Below are 24,818 nucleotides of genomic sequence, written 5' to 3'. Positions count from 1 at the left end.
AAAAGATGAAAGATTTAAACCAACAACTTGCTGAAATCAAAGTCGTTCCTGTTATTGCAATTAAAGATGCAAACAAAGCCGTGAAGCTTGCGGAAGTTCTGATTGAAAATGGTCTTCCATGTGCAGAAGTGACTTTCCGTACAGAAGCAGCAGCACAAGCAATCAAAAACATGCGTGAAGCTTTCCCAGAAATGCTGATCGGTGCTGGTACCGTTCTGACAACTGCGCAAGTTGACGAAGCTATCGACGCTGGCGTTGATTTCATCGTAAGCCCAGGTTTCAACCCAACAACGGTTAAATACTGCCAACAACGTGGTGCGACAATCGTACCTGGCGTAAACAGCCCAAGCTTAGTAGAACAAGCAATGGAAATGGGTCTACGTACTCTTAAATTCTTCCCAGCAGAACCTTCAGGCGGCGTTAACATGCTTAAAGCATTAACAGCCGTTTACCCAATTAAATTCATGCCAACTGGCGGCGTTAGCCCTAAAAACGTTAACGACTACCTAGCTATCCCAAGCGTTTTAGCTTGTGGTGGTACTTGGATGGTGCCAAACGATCTTATCGATGGCGAAAAATGGGACGAACTGGCGGCACTGGTTAAAGACGTAGCGAACGTTATTGCAAAGTAATCTGCAAACTTCCTCATTAAACGCTATCAAAGAGCTCACTCTTTGAAATCAATGTCGTTCGGGTATGAATACATACTTATCCGAACGACATTTAACTTTCAGAATGGCTAACATATGTTTCGATTATCCAAACGATAAGCTATTGAGAAGGTAAATTACTGAAACTCTTCACCATGATTCTCCAGAGTTTGTTTGCCACACTTAGTACACACTATGTACCTGTCTGTTAACTCCAAAGAAGCCCCTGCTGGCAAAGAGGCAGCAGACCCGCTGAAAAAACCTTCCAGAAAAGCTTTGAACTGCTCTTTTTTAGATTTCCCGTACTTAGATGGCTTTTGTTTCATTACCTCTTTGTGCGTTGTTTCCTCTCCGCATTGCTCACAAAATCTAGTGTTCATATACTCTCCCTAAAATAAGGCACACATAAAAAATACTCATACGCTTGTAAAGCGAGTAACAGACTGAGTTGCATCTGAGCCGAATATGTCTGCCTTGTAACCTTAGAAATAAGAAAACTAAGCGACCTTAACCAATAATTGTGCTTACTTTAGCTTCACAACTTTACCTGTTAGAGCTACGCCCGCAACCATAGTACCAGCGCCACATTGGAAGGTTTTCTCACTTGAAGTTAGGTTGCTCTTATAGTTCGATTTGATATCAATGACAGCATTCCCGCCTTCTTTTACCGCTCTGTCCTTCAATGCAATCATGGCTGACAAAAAGACCCAGTCACAGGCTTCCTGATCAGTTTTGTTAAAAGCGTTGGTTTTTTTGTTGGTTTTGAACTCACCAAAATCTGAAAGGACTTTAGGATGTTTCTGCTCACCAAAATAAAACTTAATGTCCGTACCCAATTTCGCTTTAGCGACTTCTGAATTCAACGCCGTTTCAATTGAATAAGAGCCGATATCGTCTCTAGCAAAAGTGTTAGTAGAAAAGAAAGCTAAAGAAAACAACGTCAACATTGCTAGCTTTTTCATATGTTAAATCTCCTTGATTAATAATCCCTAAACTCAGCCAGTAAAGTGAGCTAAAAACAAGCCACCCTCTATATCAGAGCTGTAAAAGGGAAAGCTTATATTTGAAATGAATAAAAACGTACCATTTACGACAAGTTCTGATTCAACTTGCTCGCTAGCTCAATTAATTCGCGTTTGGTATTTTCTAAATCTTCAATATGATGGTGAACAGTGTTCGAGTTCAGCGTCATATACGGAATTGTGATGGTCGCTAACACATCACCCAGCACGCCAAAAATCGGCAGACTGATATTAGTCACACCCATAATTTGCGGACTTTCACCCACGTAATAGCCACGCTCTCTCGTTGCTTCTACATGGCTTAGCGCATGCGCTTTTTCTTCTGGTGTTGCATCGAGTCTGTCTAACACAGATTGACGTTTTTCTTCACTCAGGAAGCTCAAGAAAACAATGCCCGAACCCGATGAACAGATATCAATAATAGAACCCAGTCTTAAGCTGAACCCCATTTTATACGGGCTCTCTTGGCGCGCGATAACGGTCATCTCACCATTGCTGTATGCCGACATATGGCAAGACTGATTTACTTTGTTGCAGATATCTTCCATCAATGGCGTAGCGCGCTTCAAAAGTTGAGCGATGGGTGGATGCTGGTTCGATAACGCAAACATTTTTAGTGTTAACGCATAAGTTGACGTGTAGCTGTCATATTCAATGAACTGCTTTTCCACCAGCACAGACAACATGCGAAAGATTTCGTTGATACTTCTATCTAAGCTTTCCGCTATCTGCTTTTTAGTGAGTGGCTCATCTTGCTGAGCAAGCAGTTCAAGAATATCTAAGCCTTTTTCAAGCGCGGGCGCTCTATATTCAGTTTTCTTAACTGATTCCATTACTTTTTACTCAATACATGTGCGTGAAAACGAGCCGATAATACTCGAAATGAAGTTTGTTTGTCTCATACCGATGCCCGCTATTTTGAAACTGACATGGGTATAATTTCACTTTGTTAACAAGCGCACTCGCTTAGAGCCAAAAGAAAACAACCCCAGACTAAGCTGAGGTTGTTTTTGATAAATCATACTAGTTACTTAATCAAACCCATCGCTTCTGGAAGCGTCATTGAGATGGCTGGAATATAAGTCACCAACATCAGTACCGCAAAAATCACGAAGAAAAACGGTAGCAATGTTTTGATTACAGAATCGATGCTGATACCACTCACCTTACAGCCGGTAAACAGAATCGGTCCTACTGGCGGTGTAATCGTACCTAGTGAAAGGTTGAAGACTAATAGGATACCGAACTGCACTGGGTCCATACCTAAGCCCATACAAATTGGCAGGAAGATAGGTGTAAAGATCAGTACTGCTGGCGTTGGGTCCATAAATGTACCCACAAACAGCAAGATAACGTTAATGATCAATAGGATGATGATAGGGTTATCCGTCAAACCTAATAGCATATCTGCAATCATTCCCGGGATTTGTGTAAATGCCATTACCCAAGACATGATTGACGATGTTGCCAGCATAAAGATAACAATAGCCGTCATTTTTGCTGATTGTAAGAAGATTTCTGGCAGTCTTCTGAAATCCAAAGAACGGTACATTGCACTCAGAAGCAGAGAATAAACAACCGCGATGGCCGAAGCTTCTGTTGCTGTAAACACACCACCTAAAATACCGCCAATCACCACGATGATCAGAGACAAACTTGGGATGGCATCCACCGTTACTTGACCGCACTCTTTTAGCGTCATACGGTGTTTAGCGATGTAACCACGGCGTTTTGCCATAACACCCGCAACAAGCATTACACCTAGACCCCATAGAATACCTGGGATGTAACCACCCATGAACAATGCAGAGATAGAAACACTACCCGCTACTGTCGCATAGACGATCAATGTGTTACTTGGTGGAATCAACATACCAGTTGGTGCTGACGCGATGTTTACCGCAGTACTGAAACGCTTGTCGTAACCTTCTTTCTCTTGGATTGGTGACATGATGCCGCCAATAGCCGCCGCAGAGGCTACGCCAGAACCACTGATTGAACCGAACAGCATGTTCGATACAACGTTAGTTTGAGCAAGAGAACCCGGAAAGAAACCACTGACAATCTTCGAGAAATTAATCAACCGTATTGCTATACCGCCGTTATTCATGATGTTACCAGCAAGAATAAAGAACGGAATGGCGAGCAGAGCAAAGGAGTCTAAGCCTACGAACATACGTTGAGCAGAGGTTACCATTGCCCCCTGAGTTGGCAGAATAACCATCATTGCGCCGAAAGAGGAAATACCTACTGCGATAGCAATCGGTGCGCCAATCACTAGGAAGAAGACCACACCGGCGAACATAATTAAGGCAGCTGTTAATGCTAAGTCCATGACTCACTCCTACTCTGCCGAAGAACGTAATTGCTTCCAGCGTTCTACTAGCTGCAATTCGTTGTAAATAAAATAGAAAACCATTAACGCACCACTGATTGGAATCGCTGCGTAAATCGTTCCCATAGGAATTTGTAGTGCAGAATCTAACTGCCACATTTGGCGCGTTGCACTGCTGTAACCACCGAAAATCATGATGGATAGAGCGAAAGTGACAATCGCTAGTTCGATAAACGCTTCAACAATGATTTGTGTTTTTTGGGAGAACTTCTCTTTGATAAAAGAGATAGCCATATGTTCTTTCAAGCCGAAAACAAGCGCACTACCGAACAACACTAACCAGATAAACAGGTAGCGAGAAAGTACTTCACTCACCGCGCTTGGATCATTGAATACGTAACGGACAATAACTTGATAAGTCACAAGAATGGTCATTAAGGTGATTATGGAAATACAAAACCAAGAAACAATCTTGTCTAACCAATGCTTAACGACAGAAAAAACTTTAAATAAGCCACTTGGCGTATGGTCTAACATAACATCTTACCTTTATATGGCTAGGCCGAAGGCTAATGAGGCCGGGCAAATACCCGGCCATATTACCGATGAAAATTATTGCAGCGCTGCAACTTTTTCGAATAGATCTTTTTGCTCTGGAGTCTTGATTAGGTCTTTTTGTAGAGCGCTACAAGACTCTTGGAAAGGTTTGATATCAACTTCTACGAACGTTGCACCTTTATCCATCGCTGTTTTCTTAGCTGTTTCGATTTGAGCATTCCATAGAGCGAATTCGCTTACTGTGCTCTCTTTCGCTAGCTTTTTGAACGTCGCTTGGTCTTCTTTAGACATAGTTGATAGGAAGTAGCTGCTTGCTACTACTAGGTCTGGAACCATTAGGTGACGTGTCGCAGAGAAGTATGGAGCCACTTCGTATTGCTTAAGGTCAGCGTAAGTGATTTCGTTGTTTTCTGCACCATCAAGAACGCCTTGTTGTACTGCAGTATAAACTTCACCTTGACTCATTGGTACACCAGTACCACCCATGCAAGAAAGCATCTTGATCATAGTGTCAGATTGCATTACACGGATTTTCTTACCTTTCATGTCTGCAACGTTTGCTACAGAGTTGCCTTTTGTGTACATGCTACGTGCACCAGCTGTGTAAGCTGTTAGTACTTCAAAACCGAATTTTTGAGTCGATGCAAATAGGTTATCGAGTACGCCAGAAGTAAATACTTTCTCTTGGTGTGCTGAACCTGTGTACACGTAAGGCATACCGATTACAGCGAATGTTTTGTCGTAGTTTTCAACCAGTGGGTTAGCCACAACAGCCATTTGAATCGCACCGTTTTGCACAAGCTCAAGTGCTGCACGTTGGTCGCCCAATAGTTCGTTAGGGAAAATGTTTAGTTTGTAACGACCATCTGTTTCTTTGTTTAGCTTCTCACCAAACTCTTTAAGCGCTAGGTATTGTGGGTGCTTGTCAGATTGGTTGAAAGCAGCTTTGATCTCAGTTGCTGCTGACGCAATTGAAGAGTAGCTCAGTGCGCTACCTACAACAGTGGCGATAGCAGCTAATTTTAGGGCAGATTTCTTAAGCATCATGTTTCTCCATGAAATACAAATAGGTTCTTATTATCGAATTTCGTTCATATCTACGAAATCCATATCGTCGAATGTTTGGTTCTCACCCAACATTCCCCACACAAAACTGTAGTTTTGCGTGCCACAACCAGAGTGAATTGACCAGCTTGGCGATAGCACAAGTTGGTGGTTTCTCACTACGATGTGACGCGTTTCTGTTGGTTCACCCATGAAGTGGAATACCACTTGAGATGGCTGAACATTGAAATAGAGGTAAGCTTCCATACGACGCTCATGAGTATGAGCTGGCATAGTGTTCCAAACACTTCCTGGTTTCAGATGTGTTACGCCCATGCAAAGTTGGCACGTAGGAAGTACATCTGGGTGTAGGTATTGATTGATCACACGGTCGTTAGCCGTTTCTAATGAACCCAACTCAACAACGCGAGCTTCACTACGTAAAATGGTGCGTGATGGATATGTGTGATGAGCAGGAGCGCTTAAACAGTAAAGTTTTGCGAAATCACCTTCCAATGCACGGAATTCAATATCTTGCTCGCCTTTACCTAGGTAAACCGCATCCAAGTGTTCTAACACGTAAACACCGTTTTGAGTACGAACTTCCGCTTTCTCACCTAAGTTCACAATGCCCAGTTCGCGGCGTTGCAAGAAATAGTCAGTACCAAATGCTTTGTTATCAACAAAGTCTTCCAGCTTAAGGGCTGCGTTACTAGGACTGATGCCCATCGCCACAACACGGTCGATGTGACTGTACACAAGTGTGATTTCACCTTGTTTGAACAATTCTTCAGTTAGGAATTCTTCTCTTAAACGATCCGTATCGTACGACTTCGCGTCTTTTGGATTGTTGTTGTAATTAATGTGCATAGCACCCTCCTTTAAGATGGGGCAAATCTAACACTCGTTTATATTTGAATAAATTCATTCATATTTGATTTGTGATCATTTAGGTACTTTTGAAACACTGTTCCTGTTATTTTTTGAGCTAACGCAAACAAAATGCAGATAGATGAAGGCAAATAAGGGAGAAATCTGATTAGTAGTAAGTTAGATAAATGATTCCCCCACTCAGGAATCATTGATTGATATGCAAACAGATGTGCAATTAGCCACTAACAAATGAAAAGAACATCTTTTATGCAACAGTGGTTAAATAAGTACACAATATGGTATAGAATCCATTATTCAAAAAATACAAACTGTCGTTTCAAAAACGAATTTCTGATTTTTTTAGCCTTTAGGTAACCTGCCATATGCCATCGCAATCAACCCATTTTTTCTCGCGGCCAATGGTCGTATATGCCATAGCTATACTCTGTACTGTGTTATGGGGTAGCGCTTATCCAGCCATTAAAACCGGCTATGCTCTGCTCAACATCGAAGCACACGATGTTGCATCGCAAATGGTGTTTGCGGGGCAACGCTTTCTATTGGCGGGTATTTTCCTGATTATTCTGTCGGTATTGTTTAGACGTCACACTGGAACCATCACCAAAACCAAAGTACGTCAGATTGTTGTACTGGGTCTGACTCAGACCAGCTTGCAGTACATCTTCTTCTATCTAGGTGTGGCGTTTGCAACCGGTGTAAAAGCGTCCATTTTGAACGCGACAGGCACGTTCTTTAGCGTATTACTGGCGCACTTCATCTATCACAATGACCGCTTAACACAGAGAAAAGCGATTGGCTGTACAGTCGGTTTTCTAGGTGTGTTCATTGTTAACTTCAACCAGTCACTGCTCGATTTTCAGTTCAGCTTATTGGGAGAAGGTTCTGTGATTTTTGCAGCGTTCATTCTCGCCGCGGCTTCAATTTACGGTAAGAAAATCTCTCAAGGCATTGATGCTATGGTTATGACGGCATGGCAATTAGCTATCGGTGGATTGGCGCTATTCTGTGTGGGGTATCTATTCGGTGGTCACTCTGGCGACTTTGATTTTACCAGCCTGTCACTACTGATCTATCTAGCTTGTTTGTCTTCTGCGGCGTTTGCGCTGTGGAGCGTATTGCTAAAACATAACCCTGTGAGCATGGTGACCATTTTTAACTTCCTGATCCCTGTTTTTGGTAGCAGTTTGTCTTCCATATTTCTGGGCGAAACGATTTTAGAATGGAAAAACATGGTTGCACTGATACTGGTGTGTAGCGGTATCTATTTAGTGACAAAGAGTAAAAAACCAAGTTCGTAATAATCGACTTCAGTCCTCTAAGTACAGCCTCAGAACAAGACACGAAAGAGCAGCACTGGCGAATGCGGGTGCTGCTCTTTTTTTAATTACTCGCTTCACTCGCTTGCCGTTCTTGTTGGCATTGTTTAGGCATTTTGATGATAAAAGTCGTACCTTTTAACAGCTCAGATTCCACTTTAATTGAGCCGTTCAAAGAGTTGGTTACCCATTGATGGACAAAATGCATACCCAGACCGGTATTTCCTTCCGCTCGATTAGTGGTAACAAATGGGTCAAAAAGATTTGGCAATACATCAGGATCGATGCCTTTACCGTTATCCGACACGAGTATTTCAACATCACGCCCATTACCACAAAGCTGTGCCTTCACCGAGATTTTTCCGCCAATTTCCTTTTTGAAAGCATGCTGCATAGCATTGACCAGTAAGTTCTGCAGAACATGAGAAACACTCCCCGGTCGTCCAACCATATCAATCGGGTCAACCTGAATGTCGTATTCAATCTGGCTTTCTTTGAAGCGTGGCGACAAAGTGGCAAGCAGATCGCCAACTACCACATCCAAACGATATGACACCACATCTTCTCTAACCCTATCTATTGCCAAACGTTTAAAGCTTCGAATGAGTGTTGCGGCTTTTTTCTGGCTGTTTTCCACGAGCTCCAAGCCTGTTTCCGTCGAGATTAAATATTGGTCTAACGCACTTTTGCTCAACCCTTCCTCAACCGCTTGTGTTAATCGCTTATGTTCAGCCCTAAGCCGTGATGCCGCTAATATTGCAGTACCAATCGGCGTATTAAGTTCATGGGCAACCCCTGCCACCATCATGCCTAATGCCGAGAGTTTACGTGACTCCACGAGGTCATGTTGTAGTAACTGCTGCTGATTTAATAAGTTCCGATTGTACTCAGAAGACTGTTCAATTTTCTTCTTATCTTTCTCTTGCTGACGATAAAGCTTGATCAATTGCATTTTCAAATCCCATTCTCGTCTAAGAATAAAGATACCAAACAAAACAATGGTTGCGCAGAGAGCAAGCGAGGGTATCAGTGCTTCAATCTTCAACTTATTCAATACAGACACCGATGTGGTGGCAACAAAACATAACGTGGGACTACGTACTATATCTTCGGATAAAAGGTTGCCCGTTACGTTATTGCACTCGTAACTGGCAAAACCCAAAGGGTGATTGAAACGACTCAAGGACTTTTGCTTGTTTATTTGAGACCAAACTTCTGGATTATGGACTGCGATATTGTGAGTCGTCTCTTTTAGATCGCGCCCCCATTCCAATGTGTGATCTACATTCTTTAGCCAGTACCCGTCGGTATCGATGAGCTGCAGGTTCACTCTGTCGGAGTCAAAGGATCGGATGACGTCAAGCAGGCCACCGACGTCATAGTTAAGAACTAATAAACCCGAGTGAAGGCCGTGAGTTGCTCCGGTTTTAATCGTTGCTCTGATCGTAGGTCGGAACGGTACTTCGATCACGCCGTTCTCCACGTTAAGGTCAACATTTGAGAGATATATTTTCCCATCACCGGCGTTCAGACCTTGCTCGACGTAATAACGACTACTTTTGTCTTGCAACACATTATTGTCAGCTACGATGATATTTCCATCTTTGACATCCACCCTGACCTTCTCGATTCCATTTTCATCCAGCCAACGGACCTGCATGAGAGGATCAACACTTTCTACGAACGAGATGAAGATCCGACGTATCAAATCAGTATTTAATGGAGAGTCCGAAGCAAGAGCATAGGTAAATGCTGGAGAGCGAAATAGAATCTGTATGGTATTTCTTATATCGCCAATCTTTTGCCCCCAGAGAACTTCTGCCTGAGCAATTTTCCGTTGTTGTTCGACAGCGACCGAATCTAGGCGATTATTTATGTCATTTTGATACAACAAACCACCCAACAATCCGCTGATAATCAGACCAAATAAGAACAACACTAAGATATTTCGTCGCGCCGACTGTTCTAATTTATTGACGTTCATTCGCTGCAATCAGATCTGTTTTGTTTGAGCCAATTCAATAACTCATCAACGCCCATAGGTCGAGCATACAAATATCCTTGGCCAAGGGTGCAGCCTCTCTCTATCAAAGCATCACGCTGCACATCCGTCTCAACGCCTTCAGCAATAACAGTGAAATGAAACAGGCTCGCAAGGCTCATTACCAAATCAACCACCTGTTGGCTCGCCATATCTTCATTCAAATGTCGAACAAACGAGATATCGATTTTTATTGTATCGACAGCAAGTTGAGAAATATGAGAAAGCGAAGAATACCCTGTACCAAAGTCATCAATACTGATTTTTATACCTGCCTGATGCAGGTGTTCAAGAACAGGCTTAATTTCGAGATAAGATTCCATAGCCTGACTTTCTGTAATTTCCACTTCAATTAGGTCAGGGTTCAGGTTTTCTCCGCGCACTAAATCCAGCAGTAAACCGATATATTCAGGATCGGTGAGATCTTTCACCGTCGCATTTATTGAGGTAGGTAGGCTGTAACCCGCGTCTTCTAGCCTATGAAGTGCTTGAAACGTTAGTTTCGCCGCAATCGCATCCAACTTGTTAATCAAACCACTGCGTTCAGCAATGGGAATAAAAATATTCGGGGGAATCATGGTTTCTTGCTTCTTCCAGCGTAACAACGCTTCCAAACCCACAGCACGCCCTGTATTAAGATCGCACTTCGGTTGTAAAACGATATAAAACTCATCGTTTTCTACTGCTGCTTTTAAGTCCCCGAGGATTTGGTAATCGCGCATCAGACTTTCTCGATAAGATGGCTCGTACGCCATGATCTTAACTTTATTCTCTCTTGCACAGCACAGTAAGCTCCTAGCCATATGCAGGATTTGTTGAGCGGGATAGTCCGACAGTTGACTCAATTCCACTCTTGCAAAAGTCAGCGTACAGCGCACCTGATAGTCCCCTACGCTGTGTGAAACGCTCGAAAGGTTGATCAATTCATCGTCTGACAAAGCAAAACTTTTGTTATACAAAATCGCAAAACGATCAGACCCTACACGAGTAACCACAGATGATGTATGGAACGTTTCAATTAAGCGCTGGCAAACAGAGTTCACAAGCGCCATCAGAGCTTGTTGATTAAATGAGATAGCGTGGGTGTCGTAGTCATCCAACTCTACCACCAGCATTTCTAACTGAGCCATTTCTTCTTGGTTAATCATCTCTAGTTCACGTAGCAACCAGTTGCGGTTCTTCACGTCTAAATCAACATCTTGATATGCCAATTTGGAGAGTTGATTCACCAGCGCAATTTGCATAAACCCAGAGCTGATGTTTTCACTAAATACTTGCAACAAGCGAACATGGTAGTCACTTAAGCACTTTTTGCTTTCAGCTAGCACCAGATAGTTATAGCTACCGTGGTTGTCGCCGGAGAAATACAGGACGGATAGATTACTTCTAAATTTATGGTTTTGATGAGCAATAGACTCTTGAATAAGCTCTTCAAACTCCAATTTCAGCTTATCTGGCAGAGTATCGCCTTGTTCAACGTCGGGTATTCCATATGAGGCAACGATGGGTGCGCTATCGATAGTGTTACCCTTATCCATCCGTAACACACAAAGAATAGGTTCACCAAAGCCACCAAATAACCCAACGATCTCTTTGATAACAACCTGAATAAAGGTATTGGTATCGTATTTGCTCGCGATATTACGAGAAGCATCCACCACCAATTGAAGCCCCATTCTTGCTTTATCCAGTTCATACATAGAATGCCAAGAGCGGAAATTGGCTGCTGCAATCGACTTTAAGGTTTCATGGTCAACTTCCGACTTATTCCAGTACTCATTGATATCGTACTGCAACATAACATCTTTGCGCGGCGCAAAACCTGGTTGCCCCGTAAGCAAAATAATACGTATGAGTGAATTGCCCTGAACATTGCGAATTGTTTCTACAAGACGAAGACCGGCATCATCGTGTTCCATCACCACATCAAGCAGAATCAGTGCTATATCATTGTGTTGGGTTAAGACATAAGCGGCTTCTGCCGCTGAACTAGCGGAAAGGACTTCAACCGGACGTCCGTTTACCTCTAAGTCACTCAAGCTATAGATAAGTGATTGCTGATAACCATGATCATCATCAACCGTGAGTACCTTCCAACTAGGTTGCATGTCGTACTCAATAGCATTTATAGACATAGAACTACTTGAGTCGTCTACAAAGACGAAGCGACCATCTGACATGATTTTTAAAGCCTTTAGTTTATGAACCGGTGAGCGGTTTCTTAGTTCTGTATCTATAAACGTCTAGTTCCAATTTTTTAAGGCTGCAAGTAATTACGACTAAATATGTATCAATAGTCATATGCTAGGTGTAACACTTATTTAACACAGAGCGGGTTTTCTGGTTCTATCCAAACCACAATCCCGCTGATATAAAAGGGAAAATTTTAGGGTGAAGAATGGCTTCGCACTCAAAGCTATCACTGTAAAGAAAAGGATTCAGGTAATGCTATTAGACTAAAGAGAGAAGAACTTCATAAACTCGCAGTACGCCTCTGTCTCACGTTCAATATCACCGCGATAAAAGTGGATCAAACTACCCGGTCGTGCCTGAGCGAGTTTCATTAAGCTCATTCTTGAAACACAACCGATCTTTGGATATCCCCCAAGAGTCTGGCGGTCGTTCAGCAAAATAATAGGCTGACCGTTAGAAGGAAACTGGATGGAACCATAGGCGATGCCTTCAGATATCACGCCACTTAAATCCATTTGAACGGGATTTCCTTGTAATCGAATGCCCATACGGTCCGATTTATCGCTTATCTGATAAGGATTGGCGTAAAACGTCTGTTTTGCTTGGCGACTAAAAGAGTGTGACTGATAAGATTCAATGACAGATAAGCTCACTTCATCGGAATATTTGGGAATAAAAAGCCTTGGTACCCAATTAAATGGCTTGCCGTCATTTGTATATGTTTTGCAAACTGGCAAAATGTCGCCTTTCTGTACTGCTCTACCCGATTGCACTCCTAAGCCGCCCAGTTGATTACGCACTACAGTGGCACTACTGCCAAAAACCTTCGGCGCATCAATTCCACCAGCAACGGCTAAATAACTACGGAAACCCGTTTTTGCATAACCAAGCTTGAGTGTTTGCCCTTTACGCAGCAAAAAACTTCGCCAAGTAGCAATAGGCTCGCCATCGACTTGCGGATTGGTGTCTGCACCAGTTAGCGACATTAGGATGTCATCGAGCGCTAAAAACGAGACATTGCCCATGGTGATTTCTAACACGGAAGTATTGCTTGGGTTATCGAGCAATTGATTCGCCCAACAGTGCGCATGAAGATCTGCAGGCCCACCAGTACTTAACCCATGATGAGCGACTCCGTATCGACCTAAATCCTGAATAAGGCTTAACATACCTGACGACATAACTTGCAAGCCGCTCATACAACACCTCCGAGATCCAAGAACTTCTCCCTTGAAATAGGTTCAAAACGCACTTTATCCCCCACTTCAAATGGCATCATTGGTTCGCTGTTGATATTGAACAACTCAACTGGACAATTACCAATAATCTTCCAGCCGCCCGGTGTTTCTTGCGGGTAAATGGCCGTTTGTTGGTCAGCAATTCCTACACTGCCTTTCGCTACTTTCAAACGCGGTTCTGCATGGCGAGGCGTTGCGATTTGCGCGTCAACCGTTCCCAGAAAAGCAAAGCCCGGCGCGAAACCTATTGCGCAGACGGTATATTCTATCTCACTGTGAAGTTGTATGACTTGCTCGACACTTAATTGCTTTTCTGAAGCTAAATTCTGCAAATCCGGCGCAACTTCAGGATGATAGTAAACCGGAAACGTCACTGTTTTAGATTTCGATGACAATGTTTTGTTGTTAGCTATTTGGTCAGCTTGCAATTGACACCACTGCATCAACTCTTTGATATCTATTTTCAGAGGATGGTATTCGATCAACAGCGTAGTGTATGAAGGAACCACTTCATAGATTTTGTCTTGATACCTTTCCTGCACCATTTGACTAAACGTAGCAATTCGCTCGATCAATTCCAAATCTATGGAGTGCCCAAAGTAGATAATTAAACTTGTTTCGGAAACCCGACAAACCTCTACCTTCATTGGTCATTTACTCTTGTCAGTTCCAACTTCATTACAGATTTTCCCTATCTCAAAAACTCGTCAGATTCGTTCTTTACGTGCTGTATGTCTTCAAAATCGTAATGACTTTTAACATGTTGTCAATTTGTTTAGATATGGTTATTGTGAACACGAAGACGCAGAGTCTTTGGCGTGACAAGCCTCACGAGCAGTACGCTCTTTGTAAGTGAATTAACGGATTAATAAGATGCAGGTTCATGCAAAGCACTATCTGATGCTTCTATTTCTAGCGGCGATTTGGGGAAGTTCGTTCCCTTTCCTTAAGATAGCTCTAGAAAGCTACTCTCCCATATTGACGGTTGCTATACGTTTAACTCTATCTGCCATCGCTATGTCCGTATTTATCTGGGCTTTTAAATTGCGTATTCCGGCCGAGTTAAAGGTTTGGAAACACTATGCTGTCGTGGCGGTTATCGGCAATATTGTTCCATTCTTTTTGATTACGTGGGGAGAGCAATATATAGATGCCGCGTTAGCTTCCGTGCTGATGGGGTTGATTCCTCTCGCGACCTTAATCTTCGCTCATTACTTAACGGATGACGAGAAGATGTCGTTGAACAAACTAGTGGGCGTGGTACTAGGCGGAGGTGGTGTGGTTGTGCTGATCGGTGTTGATGCTCTGCAAGGTTTTGGCGCGCATATATTGGCACAACTGGCCGTTATCTTTGCGGCTTGCTGCTATGGTTTATCGGCGGTTTATGCTCGAAGAAGTAAAATTACCCAGTACCACCCTCTCGCGAATGCGGCAGGTATTTTGATTTGCTCTGCGGTACTCTCTTTGCCGATTGCGCTACTGGTTGATGACGTCAGCACCTTCACTTTTAACGTTCGCTCTCTTTCCGCGCTATTGATATTGGCGCTGGCCTGTACCTGTTTTGCTTACTTCTTACTTTACAATTTGCTGGCACAAGTGGGGGCAACCTTCACTTCGTTCAATAACTATCTGGTGCCTGTATTTGGCATGATCATCAGTGTGATTTTGCTGGGAGAGCCAATAAACTCGTCAACTTATACCGCGCTAACTCTGATATTCATTGGGCTACTTCTATCCCAGAAGAAATCAAAACGACTCAGTTTAATGTCCAGATAAAGAGAAGAATAAAAGCCAAATCGCATCTTACATCTCTTGTAGATCCGGTTTGGCTTTTGAAGAATGGCTTTACGCCACAACTGTTGTCTGATTTCGTCCTTGCCCTTTTGACTCGTACAGCGCTTTATCTGCATGCTCTAACCATTCCGAATGTGTACGGAACCGCTTATCAAAAGCGCAAACTCCGAGACTAATGGTGTATCGGATTTCACCTTGTTCGGTACTGACAACCTCAGCTTCAATACGCTTACGCAACCTTTCAGCAAAGTACCTCGCTTGGTCAACAGTGGTGTTTGGCAATAACACAGTGAACTCTTCACCGCCATAGCGGCCACAATGATCAGAAGCTCTCGCTGTCTTACGCAACACCTCCGCTGTTTTGCGAATAACATCATCACCGGCAGCATGACCAAAAGTATCATTGACCTTTTTAAAATGGTCGATATCAAAAATAACTAATGACGCAGGTGCTTCAGTCGCAATGATTTTCTCGTACTTTTTCATCAGTAGAGATTCCCAATAAGAACGGTTGAGTAATTGCGTCAAACCATCAGTACGACTCATGGTAGATAAATGCTGATTTGATTGTTCTAAATGCAGTTTATTCTTAGCAATATCAGAAACATCCTGAATCATAATGCACACATGAGAAACATCGCCATTGAGTGATTTCAACGGAGTGACCACCATGTTCTGATACATGATTGTGCTTTTGTTGGTGTAAGGTGAGTAGTTTTTAAAATGAAAGACGTAAGGTCTATCTTCCCATCTGGAGAAGGTTCTTGTGTCTAATTTGACTGCCGCATCTATTTTGGCTTTGAGCCACTCTTCAGGAAGATCCGGAACGACTTCAAATAGATTTTTGGTCATGATTTTGGTAGAAACAATGCCCGAATAGTTTTGCATAAAACTGTTCCATAGGCACACTTCATAGTTGATATCGATAACCACTAACCCAACGTCTATAGTGTCTAACGCTTGGATCCCCCAATGGAAATCCCGCACATTTACAGTCAATCTCGGCATTAAAAGATTCCATCAATTTATCTATTACTTTTACGGATTCCATGTCGATCAACAGCAAGATGTCACACTGGAAATCGAGATTTTCAGCGGAATAAGAAAACTCGACCGTAAAAGCAGACTTGGTTATCTTTTGCTGTGAAAGCAGCTCTTTTTCGTAGCTGTTAATTAAAACTGGCTGACGTAGAGTAAAGCTGACCATAATGAGTTCTGCCAATACACGCAGAAAGGTAGAAACCGCTAGGTTGGAAATGTTAAGTAATGATTCGTTGCTGTTTGCATCTTGCAGCGGATAACCAAGACGCTCGCCCACTTTGGCGAATTCTTTGCCTCTGATAGTTACCAGAGACTCACCGTGAATACCTGCGCCTGTGAAACGCTGTGTTACGGCATTCACATTGTCTCTATATAAGACATCGTGAACGGCCATCTCCAGCTCTGATGGCTCTAATATGCCAACCGTAGGTAAAGGCATGTTGATAAAATCTCCTACGCTATCTGAAATAAGCGCAACACAACGACCTAACGCGATATTGGTCAGTTCTCTAAATTTCGAATCTGAATCAATATAAGGTTCTGAAGTTATGCTTTTATGAATGGAATTTCCAACATGGCAACCTTTGAAAACGGCCTCTAGCTGCTCTATTTTAAAAGGCTTTTCGATGAAGTCAGACGCGCCCAATGCAAAACAACGTTCTTTCGCCGCTTTTTGTACATCACCAGAGATAATAACGACTTTGGTCGGATATGAATTAACAGGTAGCATGCCCAATACATCATAGCCGTCCATCACTGGCATAGTCAGATCGAGGAACAAAACATCAATTCGGTTATGAGCGAGTACACTTAGTGCTTCTCTGCCATTTTCCGCAAAAAAATCTCAATATCGTAAAAATTAACAAGAGTCCGACTTAAGGATTTTCTAGCTAATGCAGAGTCATCACAGATTAGAACGTTCATAGTTTAATGTTGCACATTGGGCCATTCGTTAAAACTGTTAAATAATACTCACATTAGAAAGTCATCTTCAATGCCAAAACACCGTCGTCAATAATCAGAAATTGCTGAATTTAAACTATAGAATTAGACAAAAAATGAACTAAAGTCCTTCTGTCAAAGGGATCTAGCGAGCTGAAATTGTTCAGCATTTCGCTTTCGTTAATTGAATAAATTTGCATCGAGTATCATTTTTAAGACAGACTCTTTGCGATATTTCCAACCAGCGCAACTAAATATCGAACCAAATCTGATTCTTTTATAAATTGCTTAAGTACGCGATGTCTTCCTCAGAAATTTCATTTCCTTCTTGCACCATAAAGCCGCACATATAGCCACCATCCCTTTCGTGTCGCCATACCACTTTGCCTTTCACTCCTTCATTTAATGCATCAATGCGAATAGTCGCGTTCGATAACTTTAAATAGTCTTTAGTAAAAAGCTTCATACCGTGATTAGAAACATCAACAACTTGAACTTGGATTACAGGCTTAAACCAGCGGTTAAACAAACAAGAGGCGGGAATCATTGCTTTAAGTTCAATGCGGGACGATTTTCGACGGTTGGTAAAGGATGTGACTGACACGGCGTTACTCTAGATTTGGGCAATTAAAGTTAAACAACAAGTTTTCACTCTGCACTTAATAAGCTTTAGTTGTTTGTTTAAACAGGCGCTACACCATATAGATCAAAGTGTAGGATGTAGAGGTGAATGTTCTACTCTTTTTGTCGGAAGCATCCGAATAAGGGCAAAGAGTGTAATCCAAATAAAAGAAAACGTTAACTGCTAAGAGAAAATATGGAACAACTGTCGCTATGTGGCTCAACACGATTTCGTCCACGACTTTTCGCAATATACAGTTGCTTATCTGCAAGTCTAAACAGTTGATCGAGATTTTCATTTTTTGTTCGGCTAGAAATACCAAAGCTGGCAGTCAAAGAAATGATTATTGAAACCGTTTTGAAGCCCCCTGTTGAAGCCACCCAGATAAACGGGTTTGTTTTCACGTTAAATTTAACTTTGGGGAAAATCTCAGGATAGTAGAAACAACAAAGCCCGCTAAAAAGCGGGCTTTGTTGTTTGTTCACGAAGGAACGAATTTGGTGGGTCTAGGCAGACTCGAACTGCCGACCCCTACCATGTCAAGCCTGACAGCAAAGTTATGTAACTCACTGATTATACAAATTAAACAGGCTCTATTACGCTTTACCAATACTCAACATTCCGCTTTTTGTGTCCTTTTAAATCAATAAAGTTGTCTTTTGAACAGAAAGCTAGAGTCGTGGCCGTGGTGTACCGACAAGTAAGCCGCTTGGAGTTGGATATGTTACCGGACCAAGCCGTCATCGCAGCCGTAGCAGCCGCATTTGATATGTTGATTGATTAATTTGGTGAATCGCCAGAGTTAAGCTCTGGCGATTTTACTGATTCAGATAACTTAGATAATAAAACTTATTGCAGCAGTTTTAATCGCTGTTACCGTACCTAAATCTTCTTTGAACTCAACATCAAGCACGCTTGCATACACTTTCTCTATACTATCTTCAGTTGATTCTGTGTGTAATTTCAATAATGCACCATCTCTCCCTTGGCGATAGATAAAGTATCGTCCAAGACTTTCTTTAGTAGGGACAGTAAGAAGAGTAAATAGATTATCTTTTCGATAGTAGTGCATAAGACTCTGCCCTGTCATCTCGCTCATGTCATTTATGTCTGAATACCCTATAACAAGGAAATCCCCCTGTTGAAGCTCCGAAGGTTCGAAAGATTCAATTAACTTACCTTTCTGGCTAATCAAATTGAATAGAAGTTGGTAATGGATATTTCTAAGGATATATGAATGCGTAAAGGAATGATGTACACCTGTATTATCCATAAAATCACGTCTGGCATAATTTTCAGAAAATCTAGGAAATTGAGCGTCGTTCTCTTCTAGGATTTCTGGCTTCTTATCTTTTATCTGTTTTATATAAAATTGTAAAAGCGGGAAATCGGAAACTGAATCAGACTCAGCCGAAACAAACTCATTAATAAACCGTTCTTTCTGCCTTAAAGATATCTTTCCTTCTTTTTCCTTCCTTTCGATTTCACTTGATATTACCTCAATAAATTTATCAAACACCAAAATTGAGGATGAATAAACATTATCAAACTCATGTTCAATATTGTGAAAGCTACAAAAACTGATTGCGTATACTTCGGCTCTAGAATAATACCTTGCTTTTTCCAATTTCTTCTTACAATAATTCAACTGCTGTAAGGTCAAAGGCCCAACATTTACATTAATTTTGTTAACCAAAGAAAAATCCGGAACATCTTGACCAATAAACTCTGAATAAATCTGCTGCATTACAAGCAAAGGTACGGCTTGAATATAATTAACGTCAACTTTTTCATTACGAAAATCAAATTGTCCGGAAATTCGATCTGCAAGTGTAAATAGAACTTCTTGATATGAATCAGGATAGATTCTAGTCCCTAGCATATGGATGTTTGTGCCAGAGTAGTCAAATTTATTGAGACATAACAATATATCATTCCATCTCTTACCTTCAGCTAGTTTGGCTAATGCGACTTTGGCGGTTCTTTTTGCTAGAAGCACACCTAGCCCTTTCATCAGTTCACTTTTCAATCCGTCTTGCTCTTCCTGCAAGGCTTTAGTATCGAGGCCACCATCCTTAGCAACTAAGGTATTAAAAACTAAAGTTTCAATATTTTTAACTATACTATTAGCATTTTCAATCAATATATTTTCGTAATCATTTTCAATTTTAAACTTTAATGAACTTAGTTTTTCATCATGTTCTATGATATCGTAATTGTTATGGTAAAAATTATCCAACTCCTCTATGAAATAGCTAGAATAGTTATTAAAATTCCTATAATTATCCATCATTTCACAAATTATCTCTGGTTTTCTATCCACAACCAAACCTATCAAATCATTAATATACTTATCAATGAAATATAGCGTCTGCACTTTATTTAAAATTAAAACTGAAGTAGACAACAAGAAATCAGCTGTACATAAAAAATGTTCTGAAGATTCAATTTCTTTCATGGTTTCCATATATAGATTTTGAGTTGGTATATTATTCACTCGTTCAGAATCAATAGAATCACAGTAGTTTATCAAATGAAAACCATAAGAACGCTGCGTAGTAATATAAGAAACCCTATCCTCACTCCTCCTACTTTTAACTAAAATCTTGGAAAGCTCACTCAAAAGTTGGTTTACGACATCCAAATTAAATATACTTGTATCTAAACATGCATCACCTATAAATTTAAACATGCGCGAGTGGGTATTTTTTGAAGGGCCAACTTTAGAAAACTCTATATTATATTCAGCAATTTGCACCCACAAGTTAATTAAATTGTAAATGCCATCAGGAACAGCACCTTCTGCTTTAACACTCTTCAACTGGTCAATTATATATCTTTCGACAATAATATCTGATTTAGTCACTTCATATACAATATTAAGAAAGTTAAACTCTCTATATAGTAAAAACACAGCCCAAGAAAAGAATAGCACCTCTGCAACAATACAATAGTCATATAGATAGGATAATTTATACTTCGCAATAGAAGCCAGCAAACTATAAACTGTAAATACAGAAATAAACATGAATAACTGTTTGATAAAGCTCGTAATTCTGAACCCTAATATTTTTTCAACTGTATCCACATAGAATGGAGAACCAAACTTCGATTTAACACGGTTTAACAGCTCTAATGCTATAGGCATTGTGAAAGCTGAGAATGCTGTGAATACCGCAATAAGCTGGGTAGATAAAGTTATTTCATAAATCGTCGGATCTGCCATTTTCTCTACTCAACCTTTTCCGCTGATTCTTCTTTCTGCAAATTTGATAGAGCTATTTCCAAATCAGCAATTCTTTTGTTCTGTAATTCGAATTGTTCATTCCTTTGCTCAAGTTCAGTCTTTAGTTGTTTATTTTCCACTCGAAAGGCGCTTTCTGACTGCGTTGACTGGTAAGCCAAGTATGTCGAATACAGCGCAGCACAGGAACCCAGAAATGTAATGACTAAAACCGCCCAGTTGATATGTAGACCTTTTGTTGCTAGCCGCTCTGCTTTTGCACTTGATAATGAACTTTCTTTTGCTGCTTGAACTTGGTTTTCATTGAGGCTTCGCATATATGTCGAAGTGGTTTGAGAAACTTGAACCAAAGCTGCCATGTGAGATGTATTTTCTGTCGCTGCTTTAACTTGGTTTTCATTTAAGTTTTGCATGTGAAGGTTCATGCCATGCAAAACGTTTATCTGTTTAGATAATTGCTTTGTCTGCGCTTCTGTTAATTCTATTAACCTCTGTTCATGATCTTCCTGTTGTTCGTCCTCTTCATGATCGCCCATATCATTATCTTCATCAGGCGCAGCACCAGCCGGTATCGAGTATAAAATTTTATCGCTATGTCTTTGCACAAAAGGTGCATTTGTAGAAACACCGATATTAATACCTTTTAAAACATCACTGGCCTTCTTATACGGCTCTAAAGATTTACTAATCCGTCGGTAAGGTTCTAATGTACGGTTTAAAGTATCTGTGACTGCAGAATATGGTTCTATAACACTCTTCAGAGCGTCACTTGCTGCTCTATATGGCTCAAAAAGTTCAGTTATCTGCTTATTTAAAGTCAAACCCAATATTGACGATGTTGCAAACTGCGAAGTTAACGATTCAGATAATCCCAAACTACCGAAATTTTTCTTATATATTTCTTCATTCCTTTCAGCTTCAAGAACAAAAAGTCTATGAAGATACTCATAAGAACGTTCACCTTCTTTCTGAGTCGCAAATATCTCATCCCTTTCATCTGAGGTATCGGTTCCATCTTCTTCATTCTTAATGTGAATAATCTTTCTGTAAAAGTAATCACCATGACCTTCTTTTAGAAACAGGGTACTGAATGCATCTAGGTCTTCTAGTGTCAACGCATTTAACTGTTCTTCGGTTAGTGATTCTTTAGGCTCTACGAATTCGACAACATCTTCAGCGAGATAACTCATTGTTGAAACTAATTTGCGGATAAAATCAGAAGGAGATAACTCTGAAACTTTTACGTCTCCTATCTTTCGATACAAACGCTCCATGTTTTTTACTCGATAACAAAATACAGCCAAGGTACCTATATTTGTTTCGATTTCCCCAAGAAACATTTTTTCTGAAAACAGATCTTTTTTTGACAGACGTTTGCTCAATTTGAAACTCCTTTTGCTACAAACAAAGTGTCTATGAAACAAACTGCACCGTCAATTACTCTCCCTTTCCGTATCCGATTTGCATTTAGTGACAACTCAATTGCTTGCACTGGCACACACTATTGACATCACACTTAAGGCAATTACTTTCAACGTATTGAACAGACTGGTTAAAAAAGCCATGCTCAATCCATAAATGAACGAGGTTGGCTATGACAAAGACAATAGAGATGCTGTGGGATGAAGATGCCACCGTTCTTGGCGAACACTGCCCTGCAGATAAACTCGACCGCGCTAAATACGCACAGTTTTTAACTGGCTTTCTTGCAGGCCAGGGCTTTGATGAAACTAAACCTGAAGGTGAGAGAAAAAAGAACTATGTTCTCAACCTCAATTCGGAATGGGGTTCTGGCAAAACCTACTTCCTCAAGCGTTGGTATCACGATTTAAAACAACACTACCCAGTCGTTTACGTTGATGCATGGAAGCAGGACTACTCTGATGATCCTCTACTAGCAGTTATTTCATCAATGACCACACAGCTAAGGAAACAAGCAGGGAAAGATGTCGATAAGGCTGTATTTAAAGTATCCAGAAAGGCAATCGGCTTACTGAAAACTGCTCTACCTAGCATCGCAGGAGCCTTAACTAAGCGTTATTTAGGGGTAGATCCTGTAGCAATAATGGAAGCTTCCGAAGACGGTTTTATTGGAGTGGATATTGAAGACGAATCGGGTAATAAAATCGATATGGGTATCGCCGCATCTAAAGCGGTGCAATACCTATTAGATGAACACGAAGCCAAAAGTGACGCTATTGTTAGCTTGAAAAAATCAGTTGAACAATGGATTCAAGCCGTAGTTGGTCTCGAAAAGAAAAAATACCCGGCATTCATATTCATCGACGAACTCGACCGCTGCCGACCGAGCTATGCAGTGGAAATGCTAGAAACCATTAAACACATTTTTGACATACCTGGAGTGGTGTTTGTTGTTGGTACGGACACAGAGCAACTACAACATGCGGTTAAGGCTATTTATGGTGAGAGATTTGATGCAAGGAATTACTTAGGTCGTTTTTTTAATAGTCGCTGCACTCTCAGTAGCCCATCCTTTGATAGTTTTCTTGGAACTCACTGTGATATGCACAAGCTCACATCAGATTATTTCCGCACAAAAGGAATAAATGTTTGGCCAATTACATTATCTTCAAGAAAGAGTTTAGAAGAACCAGACAACTCAGCAACTAATTTTCATTTAATAAATACTATATATAAGGTTTTTGAGCTCAGTCCAAGACAAGCAATTCAAATAACTAACAAGCTAATAGCAACAATTAGTTCAATGCATAAGGATATTGTAGTTAATTTACCATTGCTAATTATATTTTTATGCATAAAAGAAAAATATCCGACATTTTACGAGGAGTTATTCTACAATGGCATTTATTCCGAAACGACTCAAAATTCTAGTAAGGACATAGAGTTAAGAAAGTTAAAATATCGAAACGAGTATTTATACATATATATTGAGCCTACACTGTTAGGTGAAAATCAAACTTTTAATCACATTGCAGTTCAATATCCTGTGGGTTTTTATCAATGCTCGATCCATGAATTTTTAATGGCATCCTTCCAAGCAATAAATATCCCTGTGAAACAAATAACAAGCACATTGTCATCTAATACTAGCGATTTAGGAAGGTTTCTGACATCTAATAAAAGCTTGTTTACTGCGGGTAATCAGTGGGTTAATGTTAATTTGCTTTTACTCTTTGCCAACAGTCCCAAATCCAAAGACCTAAATTTGTATAAAAAACTAGTAGAATTGTCCTCGTCTCTAGAAGTAATTGACTGAGTTTCCGGACAGTAAAAGGAGTATTAGTGTTCAATACAACAAACCTTAGCGTGCTTGGACTCACACTAGATATTATTGGTGTTATCCTATTGTGGATTTTCGTTGCTGAAATCAGTTTTGCAGATAAGAAAGAGTTCCTCAAGGGCAATGCAACTTTGCACATAACTGACCCTACACACAAAGAAGTCCAATCGTATAAGTGGAGAGTTAGGATTACTCGCTTGGCGATGGCATTAGTCGTTATCGGTTTTTTATGTCAATTAGCAAGTATTTACTACAAACCATAATTGGAGTTACCTGAACATTGGTATATCCCCTACATCCTGTTTGGGGATAACAAACTCTCCGCTTAGTACACGCCCGTTCTCATCCAGCTCTTCTCTTACGCTATTGCACATCCAGCAGATTTTGAACTCCTTTCAAGTGTGTGCGGAAGTAGGATGTTTCGCTCGATCCGTATGCAGGAGATAAACGGTATGACATCTAAGGTGAGTTTGTAATCACCACTTTGGTCTCGATACAAAGCAGACTATGCAACTGTTCTCGCTGTCGCAATTCTGTCTCATCAGTTAAATGCGCTGCAACTGCAGCTAAGATTTTACCACTTGTGCTTTAGTTATCTGCGCGAGGATAAAGGACGAGTTTT

22 protein-coding genes are annotated in these 24,818 nt (G+C 40.9%); 5 read left to right on the top strand and 17 right to left on the bottom strand.

Annotated features, from left to right (window positions below):
- Window positions 1–5: 5 nt before the first annotated feature.
- Window positions 6–632, top strand: coding sequence for a bifunctional 4-hydroxy-2-oxoglutarate aldolase/2-dehydro-3-deoxy-phosphogluconate aldolase (locus P4S58_RS06385; protein WP_042482680.1), 627 nt, complete (start codon window positions 6–8; stop codon window positions 630–632).
- 155 nt (window positions 633–787) lie between these two features.
- On the opposite strand, the gene P4S58_RS06380 is transcribed toward P4S58_RS06385, so the two are convergent.
- The 7 genes from P4S58_RS06380 to kduI all read right to left on the bottom strand — a co-directional run bounded on the left by P4S58_RS06380 (window position 788) and on the right by kduI (window position 6,479).
- Window positions 788–1,030, bottom strand: coding sequence for a hypothetical protein (locus P4S58_RS06380; protein ID WP_042482683.1), 243 nt, complete (start codon window positions 1,028–1,030; stop codon window positions 788–790).
- A gap of 144 nt (window positions 1,031–1,174) precedes the next feature.
- On the bottom strand, window positions 1,175–1,612 hold the full coding sequence (locus P4S58_RS06375) for a hypothetical protein (RefSeq protein WP_042482686.1): 438 nt from the start codon (window positions 1,610–1,612) through the stop codon (window positions 1,175–1,177).
- 125 nt (window positions 1,613–1,737) lie between these two features.
- Window positions 1,738–2,505, bottom strand: coding sequence for an IclR family transcriptional regulator (locus tag P4S58_RS06370; RefSeq protein ID WP_337163235.1), 768 nt, complete (start codon window positions 2,503–2,505; stop codon window positions 1,738–1,740).
- 194 nt (window positions 2,506–2,699) lie between these two features.
- Window positions 2,700–4,007, bottom strand: a complete 1,308-nt coding sequence (locus tag P4S58_RS06365; protein WP_042482691.1) for a TRAP transporter large permease — start codon at window positions 4,005–4,007, stop codon at window positions 2,700–2,702.
- Window positions 4,008–4,016: 9 nt separating this feature from the next.
- Window positions 4,017–4,544 (bottom strand): TRAP transporter small permease, encoded by a 528-nt coding sequence (locus P4S58_RS06360; RefSeq protein ID WP_042482693.1) that lies wholly within the window; start codon window positions 4,542–4,544, stop codon window positions 4,017–4,019.
- 75 nt (window positions 4,545–4,619) lie between these two features.
- A complete protein-coding gene (locus P4S58_RS06355) occupies window positions 4,620–5,612 on the bottom strand; it encodes a TRAP transporter substrate-binding protein (RefSeq protein ID WP_373279107.1) in 993 nt (330 codons plus the stop codon).
- Window positions 5,613–5,642: 30 nt separating this feature from the next.
- The gene (kduI, locus tag P4S58_RS06350; RefSeq protein WP_102955410.1) at window positions 5,643–6,479 is read right to left on the bottom strand and encodes a 5-dehydro-4-deoxy-D-glucuronate isomerase; all 837 of its coding nucleotides are present in this window, start codon (window positions 6,477–6,479) and stop codon (window positions 5,643–5,645) included.
- A 386-nt stretch (window positions 6,480–6,865) separates the two neighbouring features.
- Between kduI and P4S58_RS06345 the strand changes: the two genes are divergently transcribed.
- Window positions 6,866–7,801, top strand: coding sequence for a DMT family transporter (locus tag P4S58_RS06345; RefSeq protein WP_269349876.1), 936 nt, complete (start codon window positions 6,866–6,868; stop codon window positions 7,799–7,801).
- Window positions 7,802–7,883: 82 nt separating this feature from the next.
- On the opposite strand, the gene P4S58_RS06340 is transcribed toward P4S58_RS06345, so the two are convergent.
- The 4 genes from P4S58_RS06340 to pxpB all read right to left on the bottom strand — a co-directional run bounded on the left by P4S58_RS06340 (window position 7,884) and on the right by pxpB (window position 13,938).
- Window positions 7,884–9,803 carry a sensor histidine kinase gene (locus P4S58_RS06340; protein WP_337163231.1) on the bottom strand — a complete coding sequence of 640 codons (1,920 nt, stop codon included), beginning with the start codon at window positions 9,801–9,803 and terminating at the stop codon, window positions 7,884–7,886.
- On the bottom strand, window positions 9,800–12,040 hold the full coding sequence (locus tag P4S58_RS06335) for an EAL domain-containing protein (RefSeq protein ID WP_337163230.1): 2,241 nt from the start codon (window positions 12,038–12,040) through the stop codon (window positions 9,800–9,802). The genes P4S58_RS06340 and P4S58_RS06335 overlap by 4 nt, the downstream gene beginning before the upstream one ends.
- A gap of 276 nt (window positions 12,041–12,316) precedes the next feature.
- Window positions 12,317–13,252 (bottom strand): biotin-dependent carboxyltransferase family protein, encoded by a 936-nt coding sequence (locus P4S58_RS06330; protein ID WP_337163228.1) that lies wholly within the window; start codon window positions 13,250–13,252, stop codon window positions 12,317–12,319.
- Complete coding sequence (gene pxpB, locus P4S58_RS06325) at window positions 13,249–13,938, bottom strand: 5-oxoprolinase subunit PxpB (protein ID WP_269349867.1); 690 nt, start codon at window positions 13,936–13,938, stop codon at window positions 13,249–13,251. The genes P4S58_RS06330 and pxpB overlap by 4 nt, the downstream gene beginning before the upstream one ends.
- Before the next feature lie 226 nt (window positions 13,939–14,164).
- Here pxpB and P4S58_RS06320 point away from each other — a divergent pair, with 226 nt between their 5' ends.
- On the top strand, window positions 14,165–15,067 hold the full coding sequence (locus P4S58_RS06320; RefSeq protein WP_102967957.1) for a DMT family transporter: 903 nt from the start codon (window positions 14,165–14,167) through the stop codon (window positions 15,065–15,067).
- A gap of 69 nt (window positions 15,068–15,136) precedes the next feature.
- On the opposite strand, the gene P4S58_RS06315 is transcribed toward P4S58_RS06320, so the two are convergent.
- The 6 genes from P4S58_RS06315 to P4S58_RS06295 form a co-directional block, all read right to left on the bottom strand.
- Window positions 15,137–16,093, bottom strand: coding sequence for a sensor domain-containing diguanylate cyclase (locus P4S58_RS06315; RefSeq protein ID WP_269349863.1), 957 nt, complete (start codon window positions 16,091–16,093; stop codon window positions 15,137–15,139).
- Window positions 15,996–16,907, bottom strand: a complete 912-nt coding sequence (locus P4S58_RS06310) for a response regulator (RefSeq protein ID WP_337163225.1) — start codon at window positions 16,905–16,907, stop codon at window positions 15,996–15,998. The genes P4S58_RS06315 and P4S58_RS06310 overlap by 98 nt, the downstream gene beginning before the upstream one ends.
- A 438-nt stretch (window positions 16,908–17,345) precedes the next feature.
- Window positions 17,346–17,672 carry a PilZ domain-containing protein gene (locus tag P4S58_RS06305; RefSeq protein WP_146742601.1) on the bottom strand — a complete coding sequence of 109 codons (327 nt, stop codon included), beginning with the start codon at window positions 17,670–17,672 and terminating at the stop codon, window positions 17,346–17,348.
- A gap of 194 nt (window positions 17,673–17,866) precedes the next feature.
- On the bottom strand, window positions 17,867–18,070 hold the full coding sequence (locus tag P4S58_RS23680) for a GGDEF domain-containing protein (protein ID WP_443089016.1): 204 nt from the start codon (window positions 18,068–18,070) through the stop codon (window positions 17,867–17,869).
- A 455-nt stretch (window positions 18,071–18,525) separates the two neighbouring features.
- Window positions 18,526–20,916: a hypothetical protein gene (locus tag P4S58_RS06300; protein ID WP_337163224.1), complete on the bottom strand. Its 2,391-nt coding sequence runs from the start codon at window positions 20,914–20,916 to the stop codon at window positions 18,526–18,528.
- A 5-nt stretch (window positions 20,917–20,921) separates the two neighbouring features.
- Window positions 20,922–22,316, bottom strand: coding sequence for a hypothetical protein (locus P4S58_RS06295; RefSeq protein ID WP_337163223.1), 1,395 nt, complete (start codon window positions 22,314–22,316; stop codon window positions 20,922–20,924).
- A 212-nt stretch (window positions 22,317–22,528) separates the two neighbouring features.
- Here P4S58_RS06295 and P4S58_RS06290 point away from each other — a divergent pair, with 212 nt between their 5' ends.
- The gene (locus tag P4S58_RS06290; RefSeq protein WP_337163222.1) at window positions 22,529–24,172 is read left to right on the top strand and encodes a KAP family P-loop NTPase fold protein; all 1,644 of its coding nucleotides are present in this window, start codon (window positions 22,529–22,531) and stop codon (window positions 24,170–24,172) included.
- Between the two features lie 26 nt (window positions 24,173–24,198).
- Complete coding sequence (locus P4S58_RS06285; protein WP_337163221.1) at window positions 24,199–24,459, top strand: hypothetical protein; 261 nt, start codon at window positions 24,199–24,201, stop codon at window positions 24,457–24,459.
- Window positions 24,460–24,818 lie beyond the last annotated feature (359 nt).

Origin of the sequence: Vibrio sp. Hal054 (assembly GCF_037162405.1) — a bacterium.
Classification (GTDB): domain Bacteria; phylum Pseudomonadota; class Gammaproteobacteria; order Enterobacterales; family Vibrionaceae; genus Vibrio; species Vibrio diazotrophicus.
The sequence above is the reverse complement of the archived record's forward strand: the minus strand, read 5'-3'. Positions and strand labels throughout refer to the sequence as shown.